This is a genomic window from Shewanella sp. 1311 (genome assembly GCF_059338235.1).
Genome location: NZ_CM181686.1, coordinates 635,376 through 654,778, shown reverse-complemented (window position 1 = coordinate 654,778; position 19,403 = coordinate 635,376). Strand labels below are relative to the sequence as shown.

The window sequence follows — 19,403 nt, the reverse complement described above, 5'->3', positions numbered from 1 at the left end:
CAGGGTAACCAATGGAAGATTTGCAACTAGTATTGTTTGTTTTAGGCGCCATAGCCATAGTTGCTGTGCTGGTGCATGGATTTTGGTCTATCAGAAGACAACAACCTAAGTCATTGAAAGATAGTTCAATGGGCAATTTTTATAAGAAACAGGCCGAGAAAGGTGAGTCGAGCCCTAAGCGAATTGATGCCGAAGGATTTGATGCCGACGGTATTGGCGCTGTGCGAGTGCGTAAAGCTGGCGAACTTGCGCCTAATAACGAAACTCCTACGGCCAATCCTTATTTGAAACAAGAAGTAAAGCTAGAGACTAAGCCGCAAGAATTTACATCGCCAGAATTTAAAGCAGAACTTAAACAAGGGCTTAAACCAGAGCTCAAAGTAGAAGCGAAACACGAACCTATTCCAGCTCAGCCAGATTTTAGCTTGCAGCCACCTGTTGCAAAAGAGCAACACCGTGGTCCTAAAGTTTCGCGCCATGAGCCTGTCTTGAGCACGCAAGCGAACACTCTCACGAATGTTCACACTAGTACGCCAGCGCCGCAAATGGGTCAATCCCATGCTGCTATCGTGGCGCAAAAAGCCGCAGAGCAAGAACAGGCACTTCGTGCCGCGCCGCAGCAAACCGCCTTGTTTGAAGAAAATGAACATCAAGCAGACCATCAAGAAGAGGCTTTTGTCGAACAAGCCGCTGAAGATGAATTAGGTGAGCCACGCGACGTGCTGGTTTTACATGTGGTCGCAAAAGATGGCCAACAGCTGAACGGCGCCGAACTGCTTCCTTGTTTCTTAACCTTGAATTTTAAATATGGCGATATGAACATTTTCCATCGCCATGTGGATAACGCAGGCAATGGTAAAGTATTGTTCTCTATTGCTAACATGTTGAAACCTGGCGTGTTTGATCCCGACAACATGGAGCAGTTCAGTACCCAAGGTGTGGTGTTTTTCATGACGTTACCTTGCTACGGCGATGCCTTAATGAACTTCTCGATTATGCTTAACTCTGCGCGCCAACTCGCTGAGGAGATCGATGCCGTGGTGCTCGACGGTCAACGTCTGCCTTGGGGTGAGTTTACTAAGCAAGATTATTTACACCGCATTCGCGCTAACGCTTAGCCGACGCCGCAATTTGGCGGTTTATATATTGATGAGGCCGCTAATTGCGGCCTCATTTTTTGTGATCTACTTTTTGTGATCTAAAGCATTCTGGATAAAGAATATGCAAGACATTCAACTCGATACACTTCTGTCTGAAGACGTTACCCCAGAAAACGCATCGCAGGTGATGCAGGCGCTCAGCCAATCACTGAACGAGCACAACATTCGTTACTATGTGGACGATGCGCCAAGCATTACTGATTCCGAGTACGACAGGTTGATGCAGCGTTTACTCAAGCTTGAGGCGTTATATCCCCATTTGATTGTGGCTGATTCACCGACTCAAAGGGTGGGCGGATTAGCGCTCGCCAAGTTTGATCAAATTACTCACCTTAAGCCTATGTTGAGCTTAGATAACGCCTTCGATGAGGCTGATTTCAGTGCTTTCCACAAACGTGTCACCGATAAAGTCGGTGAGGTGAGTTTTTGCTGCGAGCCTAAACTTGATGGCCTGGCCGTGAGTATCTTGTATCGCCATGGCGTACTTGAGCGCGCTGCGACCCGCGGCGATGGTTCAGTGGGTGAAGACATCACTGAAAACGTTAAAACCATTAAATCGATACCGCTTAAATTGCGCGGTAATGATTTCCCTGAACTCGTTGAAGTGCGCGGCGAAGCCTTTATGCCTAAAGCAGCCTTTGAAGCGCTGAACGACAGGGCGCGCGCCAAGGATGAAAAACTCTTTGTTAATCCGCGTAACGCTGCTGCCGGCAGCTTGCGACAACTCGACAGTAAAATTACCGCCGCCCGCTCATTGGCTTTTTATGCCTATGCGCTAGGGGTTGTTGAGCCGGATTCCCATCCGTTAGCTAAAACCCATTTCGAGCAGTTACAGCAGCTTAAATCGTGGGGCTTACCCGTTAGTAGCGAAATCAAAGTCTGCGCTGAATTAAGCCAAGTCTATGACTACTATAAAGACATTCTTACTCGTCGCAGCGATTTAGCCTTTGAAATCGATGGCGTCGTGATGAAAGTTAACGACATTGACCAGCAGCAACGTTTAGGTTTTGTGGCTAAATCTCCCCGCTGGGCGATTGCCTATAAATTCCCTGCACAGGAAGAAATGACTCTGCTCGAAGGGGTTGATTTCCAAGTGGGCCGCACAGGTGCCGTGACGCCAGTCGCGCGCTTAAAGCCAGTATTTGTTGGTGGCGTGACGGTATCGAATGCGACGCTGCACAATGCCGATGAAATTGCCCGCTTAGGCATTAAAGTCGGTGACACTGTGATCATCCGCCGCGCTGGCGATGTGATCCCACAAATTGTTGCCATAGTGCCAGAAAGACGTCCTGAAACGGCGACTGACATTGTATTTCCGCATAATTGCCCTGTGTGTGGCAGTTTAGTCGAGCGTCTCGAAGGTGAGGCAGTGGCGCGCTGTAGCGGTGGTTTATTCTGCGAAGCGCAGCGTAAAGAAGCGATTAAGCATTTCGCATCCCGCAAGGCTTTGGATATCGATGGCATGGGCGACAAAGTCGTCGAGCAATTGATTGATAAAGAACTCGTCCAAAGTCCTGCGGATCTGTTTAAGCTCACCCCCTCTATGATGACTATGCTCGACCGCATGGGGATGAAGTCGGCAACTAATTTAGCGGCGGCGATTGAAGCGGCCAAAACCACAACACTTGCGCGTTTCTTATATGCCTTGGGCATTCGCGAAGTGGGCGAGGCGACGGCCGCAAACCTTGCGGCGCACTTTACCAGTTTAGATGCGCTGCGGGTGGCAACTGTGGAGCAGTTAACTGAAGTGGAAGATGTTGGCGCCGTAGTGGCCCAGCATGTGGCCCACTTTTTTGCTCAGCCGCATAACCTTGAGGTTATCGATGCCTTAATCGCTGCTGGTGTGCATTGGCCCGCCATTGAAGCGCCAAGTGCTGATGCACAGCCGCTTAAAGGCCAAACTTGGGTATTGACTGGGACGTTAAATCAGCTCAATCGTAATGATGCAAAGGCGCAGTTGCAGGCGCTGGGGGCAAAAGTTGCTGGCAGTGTGTCGAAAAATACCGATTGCTTAGTGGCGGGTGAGGCGGCAGGTTCAAAACTTGCGAAAGCGCAGGAGCTTGGCGTTAAAGTGATGGATGAGGATGAGTTATTGGCACTCCTCGCCGCGAACGCTTGACTGCTGTGGGCTGAAATAGGCCGTTGGCTTTTGTCTGGCGTTTCGCATCTACAGTTTAATACCAATCGTATTAAATATCTGTTCATTCAGCGGGAGTTCAACGCGCTTTAGACAAGGCGAAGGCTTGAAGGCATAGTGGTGCTCTGTCGAAAGCCTTAAACGCAGTATAAAGCGCGTTGAAACCCGCCCTTCGGGAGCCATACAGGCATCCCACTCCGGTGTTGCATTGACTTAAAAGGGAATAACCATTTCTGCGTCAATGCGCCTTGGATTGAGATGCCTGTGAGGCTCTGAACTGATTAGATATTTAATGTGATTGGTATAAAAACCACTGAATCGTGAGCATTAAATAGCGCCTTGCCCAAGGCGCTATTTTTATGTGGCATAGCAAAAATGACGACATGGAAAGATAGTCTGCTTTGGCTATTGAATTAGTCGCGATTGGCACCATCTCCTTGATATGCTGTTTTAGATTTTGCTAATTGGAAACCTATTTGAATTTCAGTCACATCACTTGGCTCGATGATAAAGGCCATATTAAACCGCCGATCTTTTTATATGCACTCTTGGCCTATCTTGCGCGCGGTTGGTGCATTTTTATCGCCTCGCTGACCCAGATGGGTGACCGTTCTGAGTTAGTGCGGATTTTTTACCCTGAAAAGTCAGATTTTTTGCTAGCACTCGGGGCGGGACTTGGCGCGGTTTTGATTTATCTTGTGGTGATTGCCGAACGTCGCCGTTCGCCTCAATGGTTAAGACCTATTTTTGTGCATTTGAAATGGGGTCTGTGGTTGCTGCTGATGATTGATGGTGTCTTGCTGGGGCAGCGGCTGAACCATGGCCAATTCCTATTCCATTGGAGCCTCGCTTTAGACGCGTTGATCTTGTTCTGGTCGGGTATTTATCTCATTAAATCGAAGCGACTCAGTTATTATCTTCGTGACTGGCCAAAAGAAGATCCAAAAATAGAACAAAAAGAGCTTCAGCCTTAAGATCCTATCCTATTGTTATTTAGTCTCTTTATTTAACTCTGAGGCGCAGGGCACAAATTAATGTGTCTTATGCCTCAGTTTGATAAGGATTTTTCATTTGTACTCTGCATCGAACGCTTTGAATCATCTATAGTTATATGTACTTAGCTTGAATGTGCCCTGTTGGATACGCAGATGAGGTCATCTGTTTATGTCCTGCATCACATTTGAAAGGAGTCATACTGCGTGGAAAAAGTACCTCAAAAAAAATTATCACTATCAGAAATTCAACTTGGCATGAGAGTCAAGTTGCCCTTGTCATGGACGAATCACCCCTTTTTATTTAACCGCGTTGATATCAGCAGTGCCGCTCAAATCGAAATGATCCGTGGCCTAGGCGTCCCCTATGTGTTTTTGTTATCGGAATCGAATGCAGAACTGGATATTGTTGAAGAAGACGAAGACATTGAAGACGAGATAGCAGTCGAACCCGAACGGGATCTCAAGGCCGATACCCGTAAGGCGATGCGTTTGAGTCAGAAACGTTTTCTAATGAATGTGAATAACTCACGTAATGTGTTTGGTAAAATAGTCAGCGATCCTGAAGGCGCCTATCGATTATCGGCGGCACTGGTCGAAGACTTGCTAAGCCATTTGCAGGAAGTTGAAACACCGTTCCTTACCTTGGTTGGGATGGATGAGAAAGATGTGAGTGTGACCCAACATGGCGTCTCTGTGGCTGTGTTGGCAATGATGATAGGTCATGCACTGGATTTAACCCCAAGAGAGTTGCGTGATATCGCTCTTGGCAGTTTGCTGCATGATATCGGTAAGCTTAAAGTGCCCGATGTCATCCGCCGAAAGCGTGGCGCGCTGACGACACACGAAGCCAACTATTTGCAAATGCATCCTAATTTTGGTTTTGACATGTTGAATCGGTCGGGATTATTCCCCAAAGAGGTGTTGAATATCATTTTATACCACCATGAGTTTGTTGATGGTTCAGGATTTCCTGATGGATTGACGGGGCATAAGATCCCAATCATTACGCAGATCGTGAGTTTAGCAAATGATTACGATCAGCAGCTCAGTGGTCAGCAAGTGACATCTCCTCAAGTGGCATTAGGTTATTTGTTTAAAAACCGTGCGAGTAAACATTCAGAGTCACTGATTTCTGTGTTGGTTAAAATTCTCGGCATCTACCCCCCTGGGACAATTGTCAGGTTATCGGATGATAGCGTGGCAAAAGTCATGATGACCACTAAAGAAGTGAGTCAGCCCCAAGTGTGGGCTTGTAAAGAGGACGGGAGTGAAGCATCGCTGCGTTTCTTAAGTGACGAAGGCGTGACAGTGCAAAAAGCCATCAAAGCGGAAGAATTGTCCGAGGGCGCTATTCGTACCTTGCAAGTCGATAAAGGGGTTAGTTTTTATTTTAGTTCGCTACAAACTTGAATCTTATGCGCTAAGTTCCGTATTCTATCCGCTGATATGATTCCCTTAGGGCTAATATGGCGAATGTAAAAGCAGAAAACGGCGCAGTAAAATCCAGTGTTGCCTTAGTCGGTTGTGGATGGTTTGGTTTTGCTTTAGCAAAGCAGCTCGTCCATGAGGGCTATAGAGTCACAGGCTGTAAGCGCAGCGCCGACGAATTATCGGTATTAACTGAGGTCGGGATTGAAGCCTATCCGCTGCAATTGGGTAGCGAAGCACCCTCTGCCCCCGATGCTCAAGCGTTAAGCGGTTTATTTCAAACCGATTATCTGGTGGTCAATATTCCTCCCCGATTAAAGCGCGGTAACGCCGCGTATCTTGAAGAACTGCAACAACTCATCGCATTAACCCAAGGCTGGCAATATCAGCAGATTGTGTTTATCAGCACAACGGGCGTGTATCCGGCCCAAGATAAAGTGATGACCGAAGCCGATGCCTTGGCAGAATCTAGCGACAGCCAAGTGCTATTAGATGCAGAAGCTTTATTTCAAGCCTTGCCACATGCCTGTATTGTCCGCTTTGCTGGACTCGTAGGCCCCAAACGCCACCCTGGACGTTTCCTTGCCGGAAAAACCGATGTCAGTGGCGCCAATGTGGCAGTGAATTTAGTCCACTTAAGTGATTGTGTCAGCGCGGTAAGTCGGATTCTCGCGGCAACGGGTTCAGGTTTATCTGTGGCACCGATTTATAATCTTTGCGCGCCGACACACCCCACTAAAGCTGAGTTTTATCAAGCCGCCGCCGAGTCCCTTGGTTTAGTCGCGCCCGAATTTAATCAACAATCCATGCCGAGTAAAGTCATCCAAGGTGACGCAATTGTCACAGATTTAGGCTTTCTATATCAGTATGCTTCTCCGCTGGATATGCTAGCGGCATGTTGAGAAAGGTTAATTATTGTTAAAGGTAAAAGCCGAACTTTTAGGTTATCTTTGGGTTCCAAGTTTTGCTTGAGCGAATGTGTCATCCTTATTTAAACCAATGACGAATAAAAAGAGACAATATAATGAGCGTGTTTAATCGAGTTCGACCCATAGCCGCATTGGCGTGCGGATTAATGTTGAGTGCCAGCTTTGCACTGCAGGCCGCAAGTTTCGAAGAAGGCAAAGATTACGTCACTGTGGCGGGGATTACCGAAGCGCAAAAGCCAGTGCTGCGAGAGTTTTTCTCCTATAACTGCCCACATTGCTATAAGCAAGAACCACTTATGGACCTGACAGTGCAACTGCTCGGCAAAGATGTGGCTTTTGAACGTACCCCTGTGGGCGCTGGCCGTCCTGCTTGGGAACTGAGCCAGCTTGCCTACTATGTGGCGCAAAAATTAAAGATGACTAAGCAAACCCATGGCGCTATTTTCAAGCAAATCCATGAGAAAGGTGAGCAATTTACTGCGCCTGAACAGGTTAAAGCCTTCTTTGTTGCCCAAGGCGCTAAGGTGGATGATGTTGATGCCGCGATGAATTCCGTCGATGCCAAATTCACCCTCATGAATTATGACTCTCAAGCTGAGCTTGCTGGGATCAAGGGCGTACCCTCATTACTGGTTAATGGCCGTTATATGCTGACGTCGACCGCGCACACGCCAGAAGAGTTAGCAGCATTAGTTAAGTTTTTAGCCGCGAAGTAACCGCGTTTAATAAATGGAGACTAGACTCATCGCGGCTAACGAATAAGCGCCTTGCGAGCCGCATTGGGAAACTTATCCCGCTATTCGCTAATCTAGCGTTAATAACCCAGTCTAGGCTGGGTTATTTTTTGCCTGAAATTGAAAAAGCAATTGTGAATCAAACTACGCGATAACTATTAAGTGAAATGCTGAAATGAAACGGCTTTGCTGCCAGCCTAACGTGATTTGGATGAGTGATTTGAAATCGCCTATTAATTAAAGAACGAATGCTGATATCTCATCCATCTTTAGTGGTTAAACCCTCAAACCATATGATGCACTTTCAGTCTAAAGTCATCTTTAAGGCTGATTAAACTTCTAATTTTTCAAGCTCAGACAACACGTTATTCCTATTTCTTGTTTGTTTTCCCGCCTTATCTACCTACATCCCTCTCATTCTTGTTCGACATTGGTCTAACCTGTTGAAAAAGTTGAAACTGTATCTAAATGTAAAATCATTGTTAACTCGTTGAATTTATGTCTATTCACTATTTATGGACAGTGTTTTGAATCACGAGTTAGACGAAAGTCGTGATTGTGCTCACACCAGCTGTTGCTAGATTAAACAAGACTTAAAATTAAAACAGCACAGGGGAGTCACTATGGGTTTTGAAAACAATGACAAGGCAAAAGGTTATTGGCGCGAGAATATTCGTCTCGTTCTGAGCTTATTAGCCATTTGGGCGGCAGTCTCTTTTGGATGCGGCATTTTATTGGTTGATGTACTCAATGAAGTCCATTTCATGGGATTCAAATTAGGTTTCTGGTTTGCACAGCAGGGATCTATGTATGTATTCGTTGCGCTTATTTTTGTCTATGCGGCAAAAGCCAACGCCTTAGATAAAAAATATAACGTACAAGAAGACTAAGGAGCGTTGAGATGGATGTTCAAACACTAACGTATATTATCGTAGGGCTCTCGTTTGCGCTCTACATTGGGATTGCAATCTGGACCCGAGCGGGTTCAACCAAAGAATTCTATGTTGCAGGTGGCGGTGTTCACCCAGTAGTTAACGGTATGGCGACGGCGGCGGACTGGATGTCGGCGGCGTCGTTTATTTCATTAGCGGGTATTGTGTCTTTCGTCGGTTACGACGGTAGCGTGTACTTAATGGGCTGGACGGGCGGTTACGTATTGTTGGCTCTGTGTATGGCGCCGTATTTACGTAAGTTTGGTAAGTTCACTGTGCCAGATTTCGTTGGTGAGCGTTATTACTCACAGGCGGCACGTACTGTCGCAGTTATCTGTGCCATCTTTATTTGTTTTACCTATATTGCAGGGCAAATGCGCGGTGTGGGCGTGGTGTTCTCGCGCTTCTTAGAAGTGGAAGTCGACACGGGCGTGTATATCGGTATGGCGGTCGTGTTCTTCTACGCCGTACTCGGTGGTATGAAAGGGATTACTTACACTCAGGTTGCTCAGTACTGTGTATTGATTTTCGCATTCATGGTGCCAGCCATATTTTTATCTGTGATGATGACAGGCCACATTATTCCACAAGTGGGTTTCGGTGCTGAATTGCTCGATGCCGCCGGTAATAATAGTGGTGTTTACTTGCTTGAAAAACTCAACAATGTGTCAACTGAACTTGGCTTTGCCCCTTACACCGACGGTTCTAAGAGCATGATTGATGTGTTCTGTATTACTGGCGCGTTAATGATGGGTACTGCGGGTTTACCCCACGTTATCGTGCGTTTCTTTACTGTACCTAAAGTGAAAGATGCGCGTATCTCTGCGGGTTGGGCGTTAGTGTTCATCGGTATCATGTATACCACAGTGCCAGCGTTGTCAGCGTTCTCTCGCGTAAACATGATTGAAACCATTAACGGTGCTGATTCGCAAGGTGTGGCTTATGAGTCTGCGCCGCAGTGGATTAAAAACTGGGAAAAAACCGGTTTGATCAAGTGGAACGACAAAAACGGCGACGGCAAACTTTATTATGCAGCAGGCAAGATGGAAGATCCTGCTAGCAAAAACGAAATGAAGATCGATAACGATATTATCGTACTCGCAACGCCAGAAATCGCTAACTTGCCAGCTTGGGTTATCGCCTTGGTTGCAGCGGGTGGTTTAGCGGCGGCCTTGTCAACTTCTGCGGGTTTGTTGTTGGTGATTTCAACCTCGGTTTCACACGATTTACTGAAGAAAAACCTGATGCCAAATATCTCCGATAAAAAAGAGCTGATGTTTGCTCGTTTAGCGGCGGGTGTGGGCATTGTGATTGCGGGTTACTTTGGGGTGAATCCACCAGGCTTTGTGGCCGCAGTGGTAGCGTTCGCCTTCGGGTTAGCGGCATCATCACTGTTCCCTGCGATCATCATGGGCATCTTCTCTAAGACAATGAACAAAGAAGGCGCGATTGCCGGTATGTTAACGGGTCTACTGTTTACTGCGGCTTATATCATCTACTTTAAGTTTGTGAATCCAGCGGATAACGTTGCCGCTAACTGGTTCCTCGGTATTTCACCAGAAGGTATCGGTATGGTGGGTATGTTAGTGAACTTTGGTGTGGCAGCGTTAGTGAGTCGTGTGACTACGGCAACGCCATTACATGTTCAGGAGATGGTCGAATCGATTCGTTTCCCTAAAGGTTCGGGTGAAGCGAGCGGTCACTAAGCTCATCGCTTAATCATTGCTTCAACACAAGAGAGCGCTTCGGCGCTCTTTTTTATTGCGCATTTGGAAAGTATTTTGCCCTGTAGTTGAATGAGTCTATTGAGGAGTTAACGGGAGCATCCTAAGGCTGACTTTAGTCGAATGTAGCGCAGCGACAATGCAGGCTATAGTGATGACATATAAGTAAAAGTTTCGCCTAAAAGAAGGTGTTGCCTATGAATGCCAGTGAGTTACAACCCGTAGTGCAATTTCTACAAGGGCTAGTGCCTTTTGATACTCTGCCTGAAGATGTTGTGGTGCGCTGTGCTAAGGCCATCACTGTCGGGTATTACAGTAAAGCCTCTGGTTATGTCAATTTTGATGCTAACTCGCCCAAGTTGTATATGGTGCGTAGCGGCGCCTTTGAGGTGCGCGATCCTGAAGGCGTGCTGGTCGATAGAGTCGGCGAGGGGGAGTTTTTTGGTTTTTCGACCTTGTTATCGGGGGAGAAAGTCGTCAACAAGGTCGCTATTCTCGAAGACGGTTTGGTTTATCATTTGCCCCAAAGCTTGTTCGATCATCTCAGAAGCGAGAGCCGCAACTTCGATAAGTTTTTTACCCGCGCATTTGCTAAACGTTTACGTCATGAGGCTCGCTTTAAGGCGAAAGATCTGACGACCACTAGTCGGATCAGCACGTTAATGTCATCCGCGCCTATTGTTATCGATGCCCACGCGAGCGTGACGCAGGCGGCACTCTTAATGCGAAACAGCCGAGTGTCATCCCTGTTGGTCACAGATAATCACAAGCTAGTTGGGATTTTAACCGATAAGGATTTGCGTAATCGGGTGTTAGCGGCGGGGCTCGACGGCCATATCGCAGTGCATCAAGCCATGACGGTTTCGCCGATCTCAATTTCATCCAATGCGTTGATTTTTGAAGCCATGTTGCTGATGAGCGAGCATAACATTCATCACTTACCGATTATCGACCAAGATAAAGCTATCGGCATGGTGACCAGCACCGACATCTTGCGCGGGCAGGGCTCGCAACCGCTGCTGTTGATTGGCGAGATTGAACGCCAGCAGGATCTTGCCAGTTTAATTAGCGTCAGTAAGCAAATTCCGCTGTTACTGCAAAATTTGATCAGTGCTGATGCCAGAGCCGAAGAAATTGGCCGAGTGTTAACCTCTGTCACCGATGCGCTGACACGGCGGCTAATCGTGCTCAATCAACAATTGCTCGGTGAGCCGCCCATGGCTTTTTGCTGGTTGGCATTTGGCTCACAGGGACGCCAAGATCAAGCCGCGTGTTCAGATCAAGATAATGGCCTGTTAGTCGCAGAAGAGATGGATGATTTTGCCAAAGGTTATTTCGATGCCTTAACTCATGCGGTGTGCGCTGGGCTTGACCAATGCGGTTATGATTTTTGCCCCGGCAACATTATGGCGCAAAACCCACAGTGGCGAATGTCGCTTAAACAGTGGCAACAAGTATTTGAAAAATGGGTAATAACACCCGAGCCTAAGGCGTTACTGCACGCCAGTATCTTCTTTGATATGCGCTCGGTGTACGGCCCACAAACCTTATTTGATGCGCTGCAGGATAAAGTCTTGGCTCAAACCCGTGATAACGATATTTTCCTCGCGGGCATGACAGGTAATTCGCTGGTGGAGTCGCCACCGCTGGGCTTTTTCCGCAAATTTGTCCTCGAACGTGATGGCAGCGAAGTCAAAGGCATAGATTTGAAGCATAAGGGCAATGCTTTAATCAATGATATTGCCCGTGTTTATGCCCTGTCGGCAGGGATCAAAGAAGTGAATACTGCGAAACGTATCCGTGCCTTGATGGACGCAAACATTCTCAATCGTAAAGATGCGCTTAATCTTGCCGATGCCCACGAGTTTATCGCCCATATGCGGTTATCGAACCAAGGTTATCAACATAATCTCGGGCTAGAGGTGAGCAATTATCTGTTACCCGCACATTTATCTTCGCTGGTCCGCCATCAGCTACGTGATGCCTTTAAAGTGGTGCATGAGGCGCAGGCGGGGATGAAGATGAAGTTCATGCGAAGTTTTTGATATGAATACACTGCTGCTGAAAATGAAACTTAATTGGCGGGCGCTACGTTGCCAACATCAGTTATTTAAGGGCTATTATCAATCGCTATTACCTCTGCTGGCGATGCCGTTATCCGAAGCGCCTCTGGTGGCGATGGATTTAGAGATGACAGGTCTCAATCCGCAGCAAGATCAAATCCTCAGTATTGGCTTAGTGCCGATTGAGCGCGGCGAGATCCCTTTAGCGCGCGCCGAGCAAAAATTAGTGCAAATTCGCGGCAGTGTCGGCCAGAGCGCGACGATCCACGGGATCCTCGATAATCATCTGGTGCAGGCGGTGACGATTGAGGAAGCCATGGGCTGGTTTATCAATCAAACCTATGGCCGGGTGCTGGTCGCGCATCATGCTCCGCTAGATTGTCGCTTTCTGCAGCAGGATTTATTGGCCATTTATCATCAAGCCCTTGTCCTACCCGCCATTGATACACTCATGCTTGAAAGGCATCGTTTGCTACGGGAACATTCAGTGATTAAAGAGGGCAGTTTGCGCCTTGGCGCTTGCCGCGAACGTTACGGTTTGCCCATTTATACAGCCCACAGTGCGTTGACCGATGCCTTAGCTTGCGGGGAATTATTATTGGCGCAAATGGCGGCCATGGGCGGGGCGGGGCAACTTACTGTGGCAGATTTATTGCGGCAATCGACTTAGCAGTTTCAGTTTTAACTCACTCTTTGTGGATGAGTTAATCGAGTTGAGGTGATGCTGCTTTACGCTGATTTAACTTTAATCTCACTCTGATTTCACTCTGATTTCATCTTAGGTTAATTACTGACAGGCTAGACTTGAAACCTAATCCTAAGCTTAACTTTAAAGCTTAAATTGAATGCCGCCAACTTGGCAATCCAACTAACTTGTACTTCACTCTAATAAACTGAGTGTGTAGGAGAACATGATGCCGTTACCTTTGCTTTGGATGGGAGGTGCCGTAATTGGCTCAGTTTTGTTGGCCGATGAGCGCGAGAAGCGTCAGCAACTTGAGCGCGACAGATTACTCGGTAAGGCCCCTAAGTATCCCGTCGCCAATCGCGCTATGGTGGCGGCGCCGAGTCAATGGCAAAAGGGATTAAAACAAGTTGCGCCAATCCCAGGCAGTATTGTCTGTTGTTATGTCTTTGGCGTGATTGAACATACGGGTATCTGGCTGGGTGACGATTGCTTAGTGGAGTTACACGGCTCAGGGTTGGTGCGGGCAGTGTCGGTAAAGCGTTTCTTGGCGGGGCGAACGGGCAGCCAAATCTATCTTGCCTGTAATCATCTGCATCAACCACTCATCGCCGAGGCTGTGTTAACCCGCGCCGAGCAGGCGATTTATCAATATCGTGAGTACGATTTGTTCGACAATAACTGCCATCGATTTGTCTGGTCTTGTATTAGTCAAAGGGGCGAAGAGGTGGTTAAAGGTTTTAATGAGTTAAATCAAAAACTCGCCGAGCATTTTAATCAAGGTATTTATTGGGATGAGATGATCAATTAGTAAGTTGAATGAATAAGTTTTGTCGTCATAAACTAAAAAAGCCATCGATTAAGATGGCTTTTTGTCTTAGTAAAACAAGATATTATCGTTTTGCAGAAACCGTTTACGGCTTACAAAAATAATCCACAGCGCGTTTAACTAACTCTATGCCCGTTTTATCGCAAGGCGGTAACTCGGCATCACTGATATTGATAGGCGTCACGCGATCGCCCCATTGCAGCAAAAGTGCGGCAGAGGTTAAGCCCGCACCAAAGGCACAAGAGAGTATGGTTTGATTCGGCTTGATCACGCCTTGCTCTAACGCATCACAAATCGCAATTGGAATAGTTGCCGCCGAGGTATTGCCATAGTTGGCAATGTTAACGAAGGCTTTTTCTTTCGGAATTTTCATCCGGCTGACTAAAGTATCGATAATGCGCTCGTTGGCTTGATGCGGGATAACAAGATCCACTTCATCTTTATCAACGCCACATTTTTCAAGCACTTTAGTGCTTAACTTGTTCATGCCGTTAATCGCACGTTTGAAGATTTCTTGGCCATCGAATTCAATAAAGAAATCCAATGACTCGGCAGAGAATCTGTCCATCGCCGTGCCAAAGCCCGCTTTAAGAATGTCACGACCTTCAGGATCGTTATTCAGCTCATAACCGAGCACGCCACCGGCAACATCTGTTGCTTCAACGACAACGGCACCTGCGCCATCACCGAATAACACGGCAGTTTCGCGGCGTGACCAATCTAAATAGAAAGAGAGACGCTCGGCACCAATCACCAATACTTTCTTGCTCTGGCCACTCTTGATTTGTGAGCTGGCTAAACCTAAGCCATATAAAAAGCCACTGCAGGCTGCATTGATGTCGAACGCGGCACAACTGGCGCCAATATTAGCTTGTACAGTTGATGCGATATTCGGGATCAAAGTGTCTGGACTGGCGCTGGCCAGAATGATCATGTCGATTTCACTGCCATCGATACCCGCAGCTGCGAGCGCGCGTTGTGCTGCAACTGAAGCGAGTTCAGAGGTGTTAACATGACTGATATGGCGCTGGCTGATGCCGGTGCGAGATTTAATCCATTCGTCGGATGTCTCGATAAAGGTCGCAAGATCATCGTTGGTCAGAGTGGCTGGTGGAACACATTTGCCCCAACCTGTGATAGTGGCGTACTGCATGGTGGTTTCTCTCAAATAAAAAAGGCAGAACCTGGGCGCTGCCTTGAATCGACAACAAAGCTTATCGGCAACTCTAATGGCCGTCCGTGATCTAGACCACCTGTTTGGCGACGAGATCTCGAATTGTCATTGCGGCATGCAGAATATGATGACGCAGTAGCGCCGTCGCTTTTTCTGTTTCTCTCAGTTTGCAGTGGTTGAGTAAAGCTCTGTGCTCATGCTCTGCAGCAGGAATCCCCCCCGCGAGCAATAACTGCAAACGAATGTATCTATCACAATTAGTATTGAGGCCGTGAACAACCTCAAGGGTGTGTGGGCGATTAGCCGCCTGATATAAGCAAGTGTGAAATTGCGTATTCAACTCGCTCCAACTGGCAACGGCATCTTCATGTTTGAAGGCCGACTCCAATTGTTCGAGTACACGTTCAGCTTTTTCTAAATCAGCTTCTTGAAGCAGTGGGATCGCCTTAGCGAGCAGATCGGTTTCGATCATGGCACGTAATTCAAAAAGTTCGGTGACTTGCTCGACGGATAACACGGTCGCCGTTGCACCTTTATGGGGCTCAAACTTAACGAGTCCTTCGGCTTCGAGTTGCAATAAGGCTTCTCTCACCGGAATGCGGCTGACATTTAACGCTTCAGCCAAGGCACTTTGTCTGAGTGGTTCTCCTGCGGCTATGTCACCTGAAAGAATTCTCTCTCTGAGCACTTCAACAACTAACTGGGTGCGGGTTTTGTGGACTATAGGCGTAGTTCGACTCATTATTTCCGTCTATTTCGGGTATTTTCTCGTTATCTGCCCAAGATTACCGTTAAAAACACCACAAATAAAGGGGAATGCTTGATTGAGTGGTGCATCTTAGGGATTAACAATGCCCAAACGGCGAGGGTTTTGATGGTTTTAGCTCTCTCAATTATGCGCCTTTCTTGGAAACAATCTTTAATGCGACAGTCATCATTTTCCTAAGTGCGCTGTATATCTACTGCAATGAAGTACTTCGACTAGTCGGTTGAGTCAGGCACAACTGTTAAATATGTTGCCCAAGGACTTTGATTTAACAGGATAAGATTTTTCATACATTGCGACTCTCGGGGCAAGGTGTTATCCGCATCTAGTGATAAGCATCACTAACGCTCAATTTAGCGTTAAAAGCACAACTTCGCGGTGCAATTTCTGATAATGAATGGAATAATAGCGTGATAACGCCTTAGGCGATTTTGGAGTATTACAGTGAGTCGAGCAGTATTTTTAGACCGTGATGGCGTGATTAACAAAGATCATGGTTATGTCCACTTAGTGGATGACTTCGAATATATCGAAGGTGTGTTTGAATCTTGCCTCTCTTTGAAGGAAATGGGCTACAAGTTAGTTGTCGTCACTAATCAATCTGGTATTGCCCGCGGCATGTACACAGAAGATCAATTCCACAGCTTAACGGAGTGGATGGATTGGAACTTTGCCGACAAAGGCGTTGAACTCGACGGTATCTACTATTGCCCGCACCATGCTGAAAATGGCATAGGGGAATATAAGGTCGACTGTGATTGCCGAAAACCTAAGCCGGGTATGCTCAATGATGCAGCGCAATTCCTGAAAATAGACTTAGCTCTCTCAGTCATGGTTGGCGACAAAGCCGAAGATATGCAGGCAGCGAAAGCGGCGGGCGTAACCACACGTATATTAGTGCGCAGTGGTAAGGTTATTGCTGATGACAGTGATGCCACTGTGGTACTGGGCAGTATTGCCGATGTGCCAGCTTACTTAAAAAGCCTAGGCTAGTTGCTGCACTACTACTTATAAGCAGATAAACATTTGCTGATAAGTTCATCTCAAGCAGCAACTATCACAGTAACCAGTAGCGCGAGTTGCCGCTCTTGTTGGATGAGAGTTTGCGTTAAAGCGATCCAACATGGCATAAAGAGCTAACTAATAGGTTGGCTCTTGTCATTTCTAGCGCTGATGAACCTTATCTTTTCCCATAACTCAGCACAAATTCGATAATATTGGCGTTAAAACACGCTTTTAGTTTAAAAAGTGTGCGCTTGAATCGTTTTTCGTAATTATTCGCGCCAAAGGGGTTGCGGTAAAATCTGACATCCCTATAATGCGCATCCACTGACCCAGCGGGGTCAACGGTTAAACGCTGAATAAGCTGCTAACCATGCTCTTTAACAATTTATCAAGCAAATCTGTGTGGACACTCACAGGTGTTGAGTTAATCGAAACTGCTTAACCTTAGGGTTGGCAGTCAAAAATTTAAATCAACCAATTCTTTCACGAGAGTGATGAGTGTTCATAGCAATATGTACAAAGACTTACTACTTATTTTCGAATAAATAGAAGTCGAACAGAATTCGTTGAGCCGTTTGACGTAAGTCAAACAACAAAACTTTAATTGAAGAGTTTGATCATGGCTCAGATTGAACGCTGGCGGCAGGCCTAACACATGCAAGTCGAGCGGCAGCGGGAAGATAGTTTACTATCTTTGCCGGCGAGCGGCGGACGGGTGAGTAATGCCTAGGGATCTGCCCAGTCGAGGGGGATAACAGTTGGAAACGACTGCTAATACCGCATACGCCCTACGGGGGAAAGGAGGGGACCTTCGGGCCTTCCGCGATTGGATGAACCTAGGTGGGATTAGCTAGTTGGTGAGGTAATGGCTCACCAAGGCGACGATCCCTAGCTGTTCTGAGAGGATGATCAGCCACACTGGGACTGAGACACGGCCCAGACTCCTACGGGAGGCAGCAGTGGGGAATATTGCACAATGGGGGAAACCCTGATGCAGCCATGCCGCGTGTGTGAAGAAGGCCTTCGGGTTGTAAAGCACTTTCAGTAGGGAGGAAAGGTAGCAGCTTAATACGCTGTTGCTGTGACGTTACCTACAGAAGAAGGACCGGCTAACTCCGTGCCAGCAGCCGCGGTAATACGGAGGGTCCGAGCGTTAATCGGAATTACTGGGCGTAAAGCGTGCGCAGGCGGTTTGTTAAGCGAGATGTGAAAGCCCCGGGCTCAACCTGGGAATTGCATTTCGAACTGGCGAACTAGAGTCTTGTAGAGGGGGGTAGAATTCCAGGTGTAGCGGTGAAATGCGTAGAGATCTGGAGGAATACCGGTGGCGAAGGCGGCCCCCTGGACAAAGACTGACGCTCAGGCACGAAAGCGTGGGGAGCAAACAGGATTAGATACCCTGGTAGTCCACGCCGTAAACGATGTCTACTCGGAGTTTGGTGTCTTGAACACTGGGCTCTCAAGCTAACGCATTAAGTAGACCGCCTGGGGAGTACGGCCGCAAGGTTAAAACTCAAATGAATTGACGGGGGCCCGCACAAGCGGTGGAGCATGTGGTTTAATTCGATGCAACGCGAAGAACCTTACCTACTCTTGACATCCACGGAATTCGCTAGAGATAGCTTAGTGCCTTCGGGAACCGTGAGACAGGTGCTGCATGGCTGTCGTCAGCTCGTGTTGTGAAATGTTGGGTTAAGTCCCGCAACGAGCGCAACCCCTATCCTTATTTGCCAGCACGTAATGGTGGGAACTCTAGGGAGACTGCCGGTGATAAACCGGAGGAAGGTGGGGACGACGTCAAGTCATCATGGCCCTTACGAGTAGGGCTACACACGTGCTACAATGGCGAGTACAGAGGGTTGCAAAGCCGCGAGGTGGAGCTAATCTCACAAAGCTCGTCGTAGTCCGGATTGGAGTCTGCAACTCGACTCCATGAAGTCGGAATCGCTAGTAATCGTGGATCAGAATGCCACGGTGAATACGTTCCCGGGCCTTGTACACACCGCCCGTCACACCATGGGAGTGGGCTGCAAAAGAAGTGGGTAGCTTAACCTTCGGGGGGGCGCTCACCACTTTGTGGTTCATGACTGGGGTGAAGTCGTAACAAGGTAGCCCTAGGGGAACCTGGGGCTGGATCACCTCCTTACCTATACGACTAACTTAATGTTTGGTCGAAAAATGCTCCTGCATTTTCGACATTCGGTACATCCGTGTACCTTTTGAGTGTTCACACAGATTTGCTTGATAGAAGAAAGAGTAAAAGATAGACCTAGTTAAATAGGTTTATCAAAGATGGGTCTGTAGCTCAGCTGGTTAGAGCGCACCCCTGATAAGGGTGAGGTCGGTGGTTCAAGTCCACTCTGACCCACCAAATCTTCGTTCTCCTTTGTTAAATTAACACTCGTTTAGTTCACTAAACGAGTGTTAATTTGCCGCGGATAACTTGATTTGGCAAACCAATCCTTTTAGAGGTTTGGAACATCTTACTTACTCGCACTGCATGTAAATGGGGCTATAGCTCAGCTGGGAGAGCGCCTGCCTTGCACGCAGGAGGTCTGCGGTTCGATCCCGCATAGCTCCACCATTTACACCTTATTCTGACTTTATTGCAAAGTAATAAGGCATATGCACTATGGATAGAGATGCCAAAGATAAACTTAAAAATTATCTTTGGCTTTTTTAAGCCCGCTCTTTAACAATTTGGAAAGCTGATAGTATTTAATTGCATGAGTCTGTCATGTGATTAATTACAAAACGTTCAATGCGAAAGCATTGAACATGAGTTCTCAAACACTTTATTAAGTGTCTTGAATATTCAAAAGTAAATTATTCTTTATTGAAT

General features: G+C 47.2%; 14 protein-coding genes, 2 tRNA genes and 1 rRNA gene. 15 read left to right on the top strand and 2 right to left on the bottom strand.

All coding sequences use genetic code 11. From position 1 onward, the window contains the following. Positions 1-11 precede the first annotated feature (11 nt). The 11 genes from zipA to AC5YB3_RS02950 all read left to right on the top strand — a co-directional run bounded on the left by zipA (position 12) and on the right by AC5YB3_RS02950 (position 13,598). Positions 12-1,118, top strand: coding sequence for a cell division protein ZipA (zipA, locus tag AC5YB3_RS03000; protein WP_494526530.1), 1,107 nt, complete (start codon positions 12-14; stop codon positions 1,116-1,118). Between the two features lie 103 nt (positions 1,119-1,221). Next, complete coding sequence (gene ligA, locus AC5YB3_RS02995) at positions 1,222-3,279, top strand: NAD-dependent DNA ligase LigA (protein WP_494526529.1); 2,058 nt, start codon at positions 1,222-1,224, stop codon at positions 3,277-3,279. Between the two features lie 494 nt (positions 3,280-3,773). Beyond that, entirely contained in the window at positions 3,774-4,271 is a 498-nt protein-coding gene (locus tag AC5YB3_RS02990; protein ID WP_126491686.1) for a DUF2919 domain-containing protein, read from the top strand. Between the two features lie 225 nt (positions 4,272-4,496). After that, positions 4,497-5,702, top strand: a complete 1,206-nt coding sequence (locus AC5YB3_RS02985; protein ID WP_494526528.1) for an HD-GYP domain-containing protein — start codon at positions 4,497-4,499, stop codon at positions 5,700-5,702. Positions 5,703-5,758: 56 nt separating this feature from the next. Further along, positions 5,759-6,622, top strand: coding sequence for an SDR family oxidoreductase (locus tag AC5YB3_RS02980; RefSeq protein ID WP_432368815.1), 864 nt, complete (start codon positions 5,759-5,761; stop codon positions 6,620-6,622). A gap of 122 nt (positions 6,623-6,744) precedes the next feature. Then, a complete protein-coding gene (locus AC5YB3_RS02975; protein WP_011847108.1) occupies positions 6,745-7,365 on the top strand; it encodes a thiol:disulfide interchange protein DsbA/DsbL in 621 nt (206 codons plus the stop codon). Positions 7,366-8,006: 641 nt separating this feature from the next. Continuing rightward, on the top strand, positions 8,007-8,273 hold the full coding sequence (locus tag AC5YB3_RS02970; RefSeq protein ID WP_006082142.1) for a DUF4212 domain-containing protein: 267 nt from the start codon (positions 8,007-8,009) through the stop codon (positions 8,271-8,273). A gap of 11 nt (positions 8,274-8,284) precedes the next feature. Then, positions 8,285-10,021, top strand: a complete 1,737-nt coding sequence (locus AC5YB3_RS02965; protein ID WP_226060350.1) for a sodium:solute symporter family protein — start codon at positions 8,285-8,287, stop codon at positions 10,019-10,021. A gap of 215 nt (positions 10,022-10,236) precedes the next feature. Then, positions 10,237-12,084 carry a DUF294 nucleotidyltransferase-like domain-containing protein gene (locus AC5YB3_RS02960; RefSeq protein ID WP_494526527.1) on the top strand — a complete coding sequence of 616 codons (1,848 nt, stop codon included), beginning with the start codon at positions 10,237-10,239 and terminating at the stop codon, positions 12,082-12,084. 1 nt (position 12,085) lies between these two features. Further along, positions 12,086-12,772 (top strand): exonuclease domain-containing protein, encoded by a 687-nt coding sequence (locus AC5YB3_RS02955; RefSeq protein WP_494526526.1) that lies wholly within the window; start codon positions 12,086-12,088, stop codon positions 12,770-12,772. A 244-nt stretch (positions 12,773-13,016) separates the two neighbouring features. Then, a complete protein-coding gene (locus AC5YB3_RS02950; RefSeq protein ID WP_494526525.1) occupies positions 13,017-13,598 on the top strand; it encodes a lecithin retinol acyltransferase family protein in 582 nt (193 codons plus the stop codon). Positions 13,599-13,701: 103 nt separating this feature from the next. Here the strand turns inward: AC5YB3_RS02950 and AC5YB3_RS02945 are convergent, their stop codons facing one another. Both AC5YB3_RS02945 and AC5YB3_RS02940 read right to left on the bottom strand, forming a co-directional pair. After that, on the bottom strand, positions 13,702-14,769 hold the full coding sequence (locus AC5YB3_RS02945; RefSeq protein ID WP_006082137.1) for a ketoacyl-ACP synthase III: 1,068 nt from the start codon (positions 14,767-14,769) through the stop codon (positions 13,702-13,704). A 91-nt stretch (positions 14,770-14,860) separates the two neighbouring features. Then, positions 14,861-15,532, bottom strand: coding sequence for a GntR family transcriptional regulator (locus tag AC5YB3_RS02940; RefSeq protein WP_006082136.1), 672 nt, complete (start codon positions 15,530-15,532; stop codon positions 14,861-14,863). 468 nt (positions 15,533-16,000) lie between these two features. Here AC5YB3_RS02940 and gmhB point away from each other — a divergent pair, with 468 nt between their 5' ends. The 4 genes from gmhB to AC5YB3_RS02920 all read left to right on the top strand — a co-directional run bounded on the left by gmhB (position 16,001) and on the right by AC5YB3_RS02920 (position 19,145). After that, positions 16,001-16,549, top strand: coding sequence for a D-glycero-beta-D-manno-heptose 1,7-bisphosphate 7-phosphatase (gmhB, locus tag AC5YB3_RS02935; RefSeq protein WP_115333712.1), 549 nt, complete (start codon positions 16,001-16,003; stop codon positions 16,547-16,549). Positions 16,550-17,162: 613 nt separating this feature from the next. Continuing rightward, positions 17,163-18,707 (top strand): 16S ribosomal RNA (locus AC5YB3_RS02930). A 148-nt stretch (positions 18,708-18,855) separates the two neighbouring features. Then, a tRNA-Ile gene (locus AC5YB3_RS02925) sits at positions 18,856-18,932 on the top strand. A gap of 137 nt (positions 18,933-19,069) precedes the next feature. After that, a tRNA-Ala gene (locus AC5YB3_RS02920) sits at positions 19,070-19,145 on the top strand. Positions 19,146-19,403 lie beyond the last annotated feature (258 nt).

Coding starts and splice junctions, on each gene's coding strand:
- zipA (WP_494526530.1), top strand. CDS start 12: ATGGAAGATTTGCAACTAGTATTGTTTGTTTTAGGCGCCATAGCCATA.
- ligA (WP_494526529.1), top strand. CDS start 1,222: ATGCAAGACATTCAACTCGATACACTTCTGTCTGAAGACGTTACCCCA.
- AC5YB3_RS02980 (WP_432368815.1), top strand. CDS start 5,759: ATGGCGAATGTAAAAGCAGAAAACGGCGCAGTAAAATCCAGTGTTGCC.
- AC5YB3_RS02975 (WP_011847108.1), top strand. CDS start 6,745: ATGAGCGTGTTTAATCGAGTTCGACCCATAGCCGCATTGGCGTGCGGA.
- AC5YB3_RS02970 (WP_006082142.1), top strand. CDS start 8,007: ATGGGTTTTGAAAACAATGACAAGGCAAAAGGTTATTGGCGCGAGAAT.
- AC5YB3_RS02965 (WP_226060350.1), top strand. CDS start 8,285: ATGGATGTTCAAACACTAACGTATATTATCGTAGGGCTCTCGTTTGCG.
- AC5YB3_RS02960 (WP_494526527.1), top strand. CDS start 10,237: ATGAATGCCAGTGAGTTACAACCCGTAGTGCAATTTCTACAAGGGCTA.
- AC5YB3_RS02955 (WP_494526526.1), top strand. CDS start 12,086: ATGAATACACTGCTGCTGAAAATGAAACTTAATTGGCGGGCGCTACGT.
- AC5YB3_RS02950 (WP_494526525.1), top strand. CDS start 13,017: ATGCCGTTACCTTTGCTTTGGATGGGAGGTGCCGTAATTGGCTCAGTT.
- AC5YB3_RS02945 (WP_006082137.1), bottom strand. CDS start 14,769: ATGCAGTACGCCACTATCACAGGTTGGGGCAAATGTGTTCCACCAGCC.
- AC5YB3_RS02940 (WP_006082136.1), bottom strand. CDS start 15,532: ATGAGTCGAACTACGCCTATAGTCCACAAAACCCGCACCCAGTTAGTT.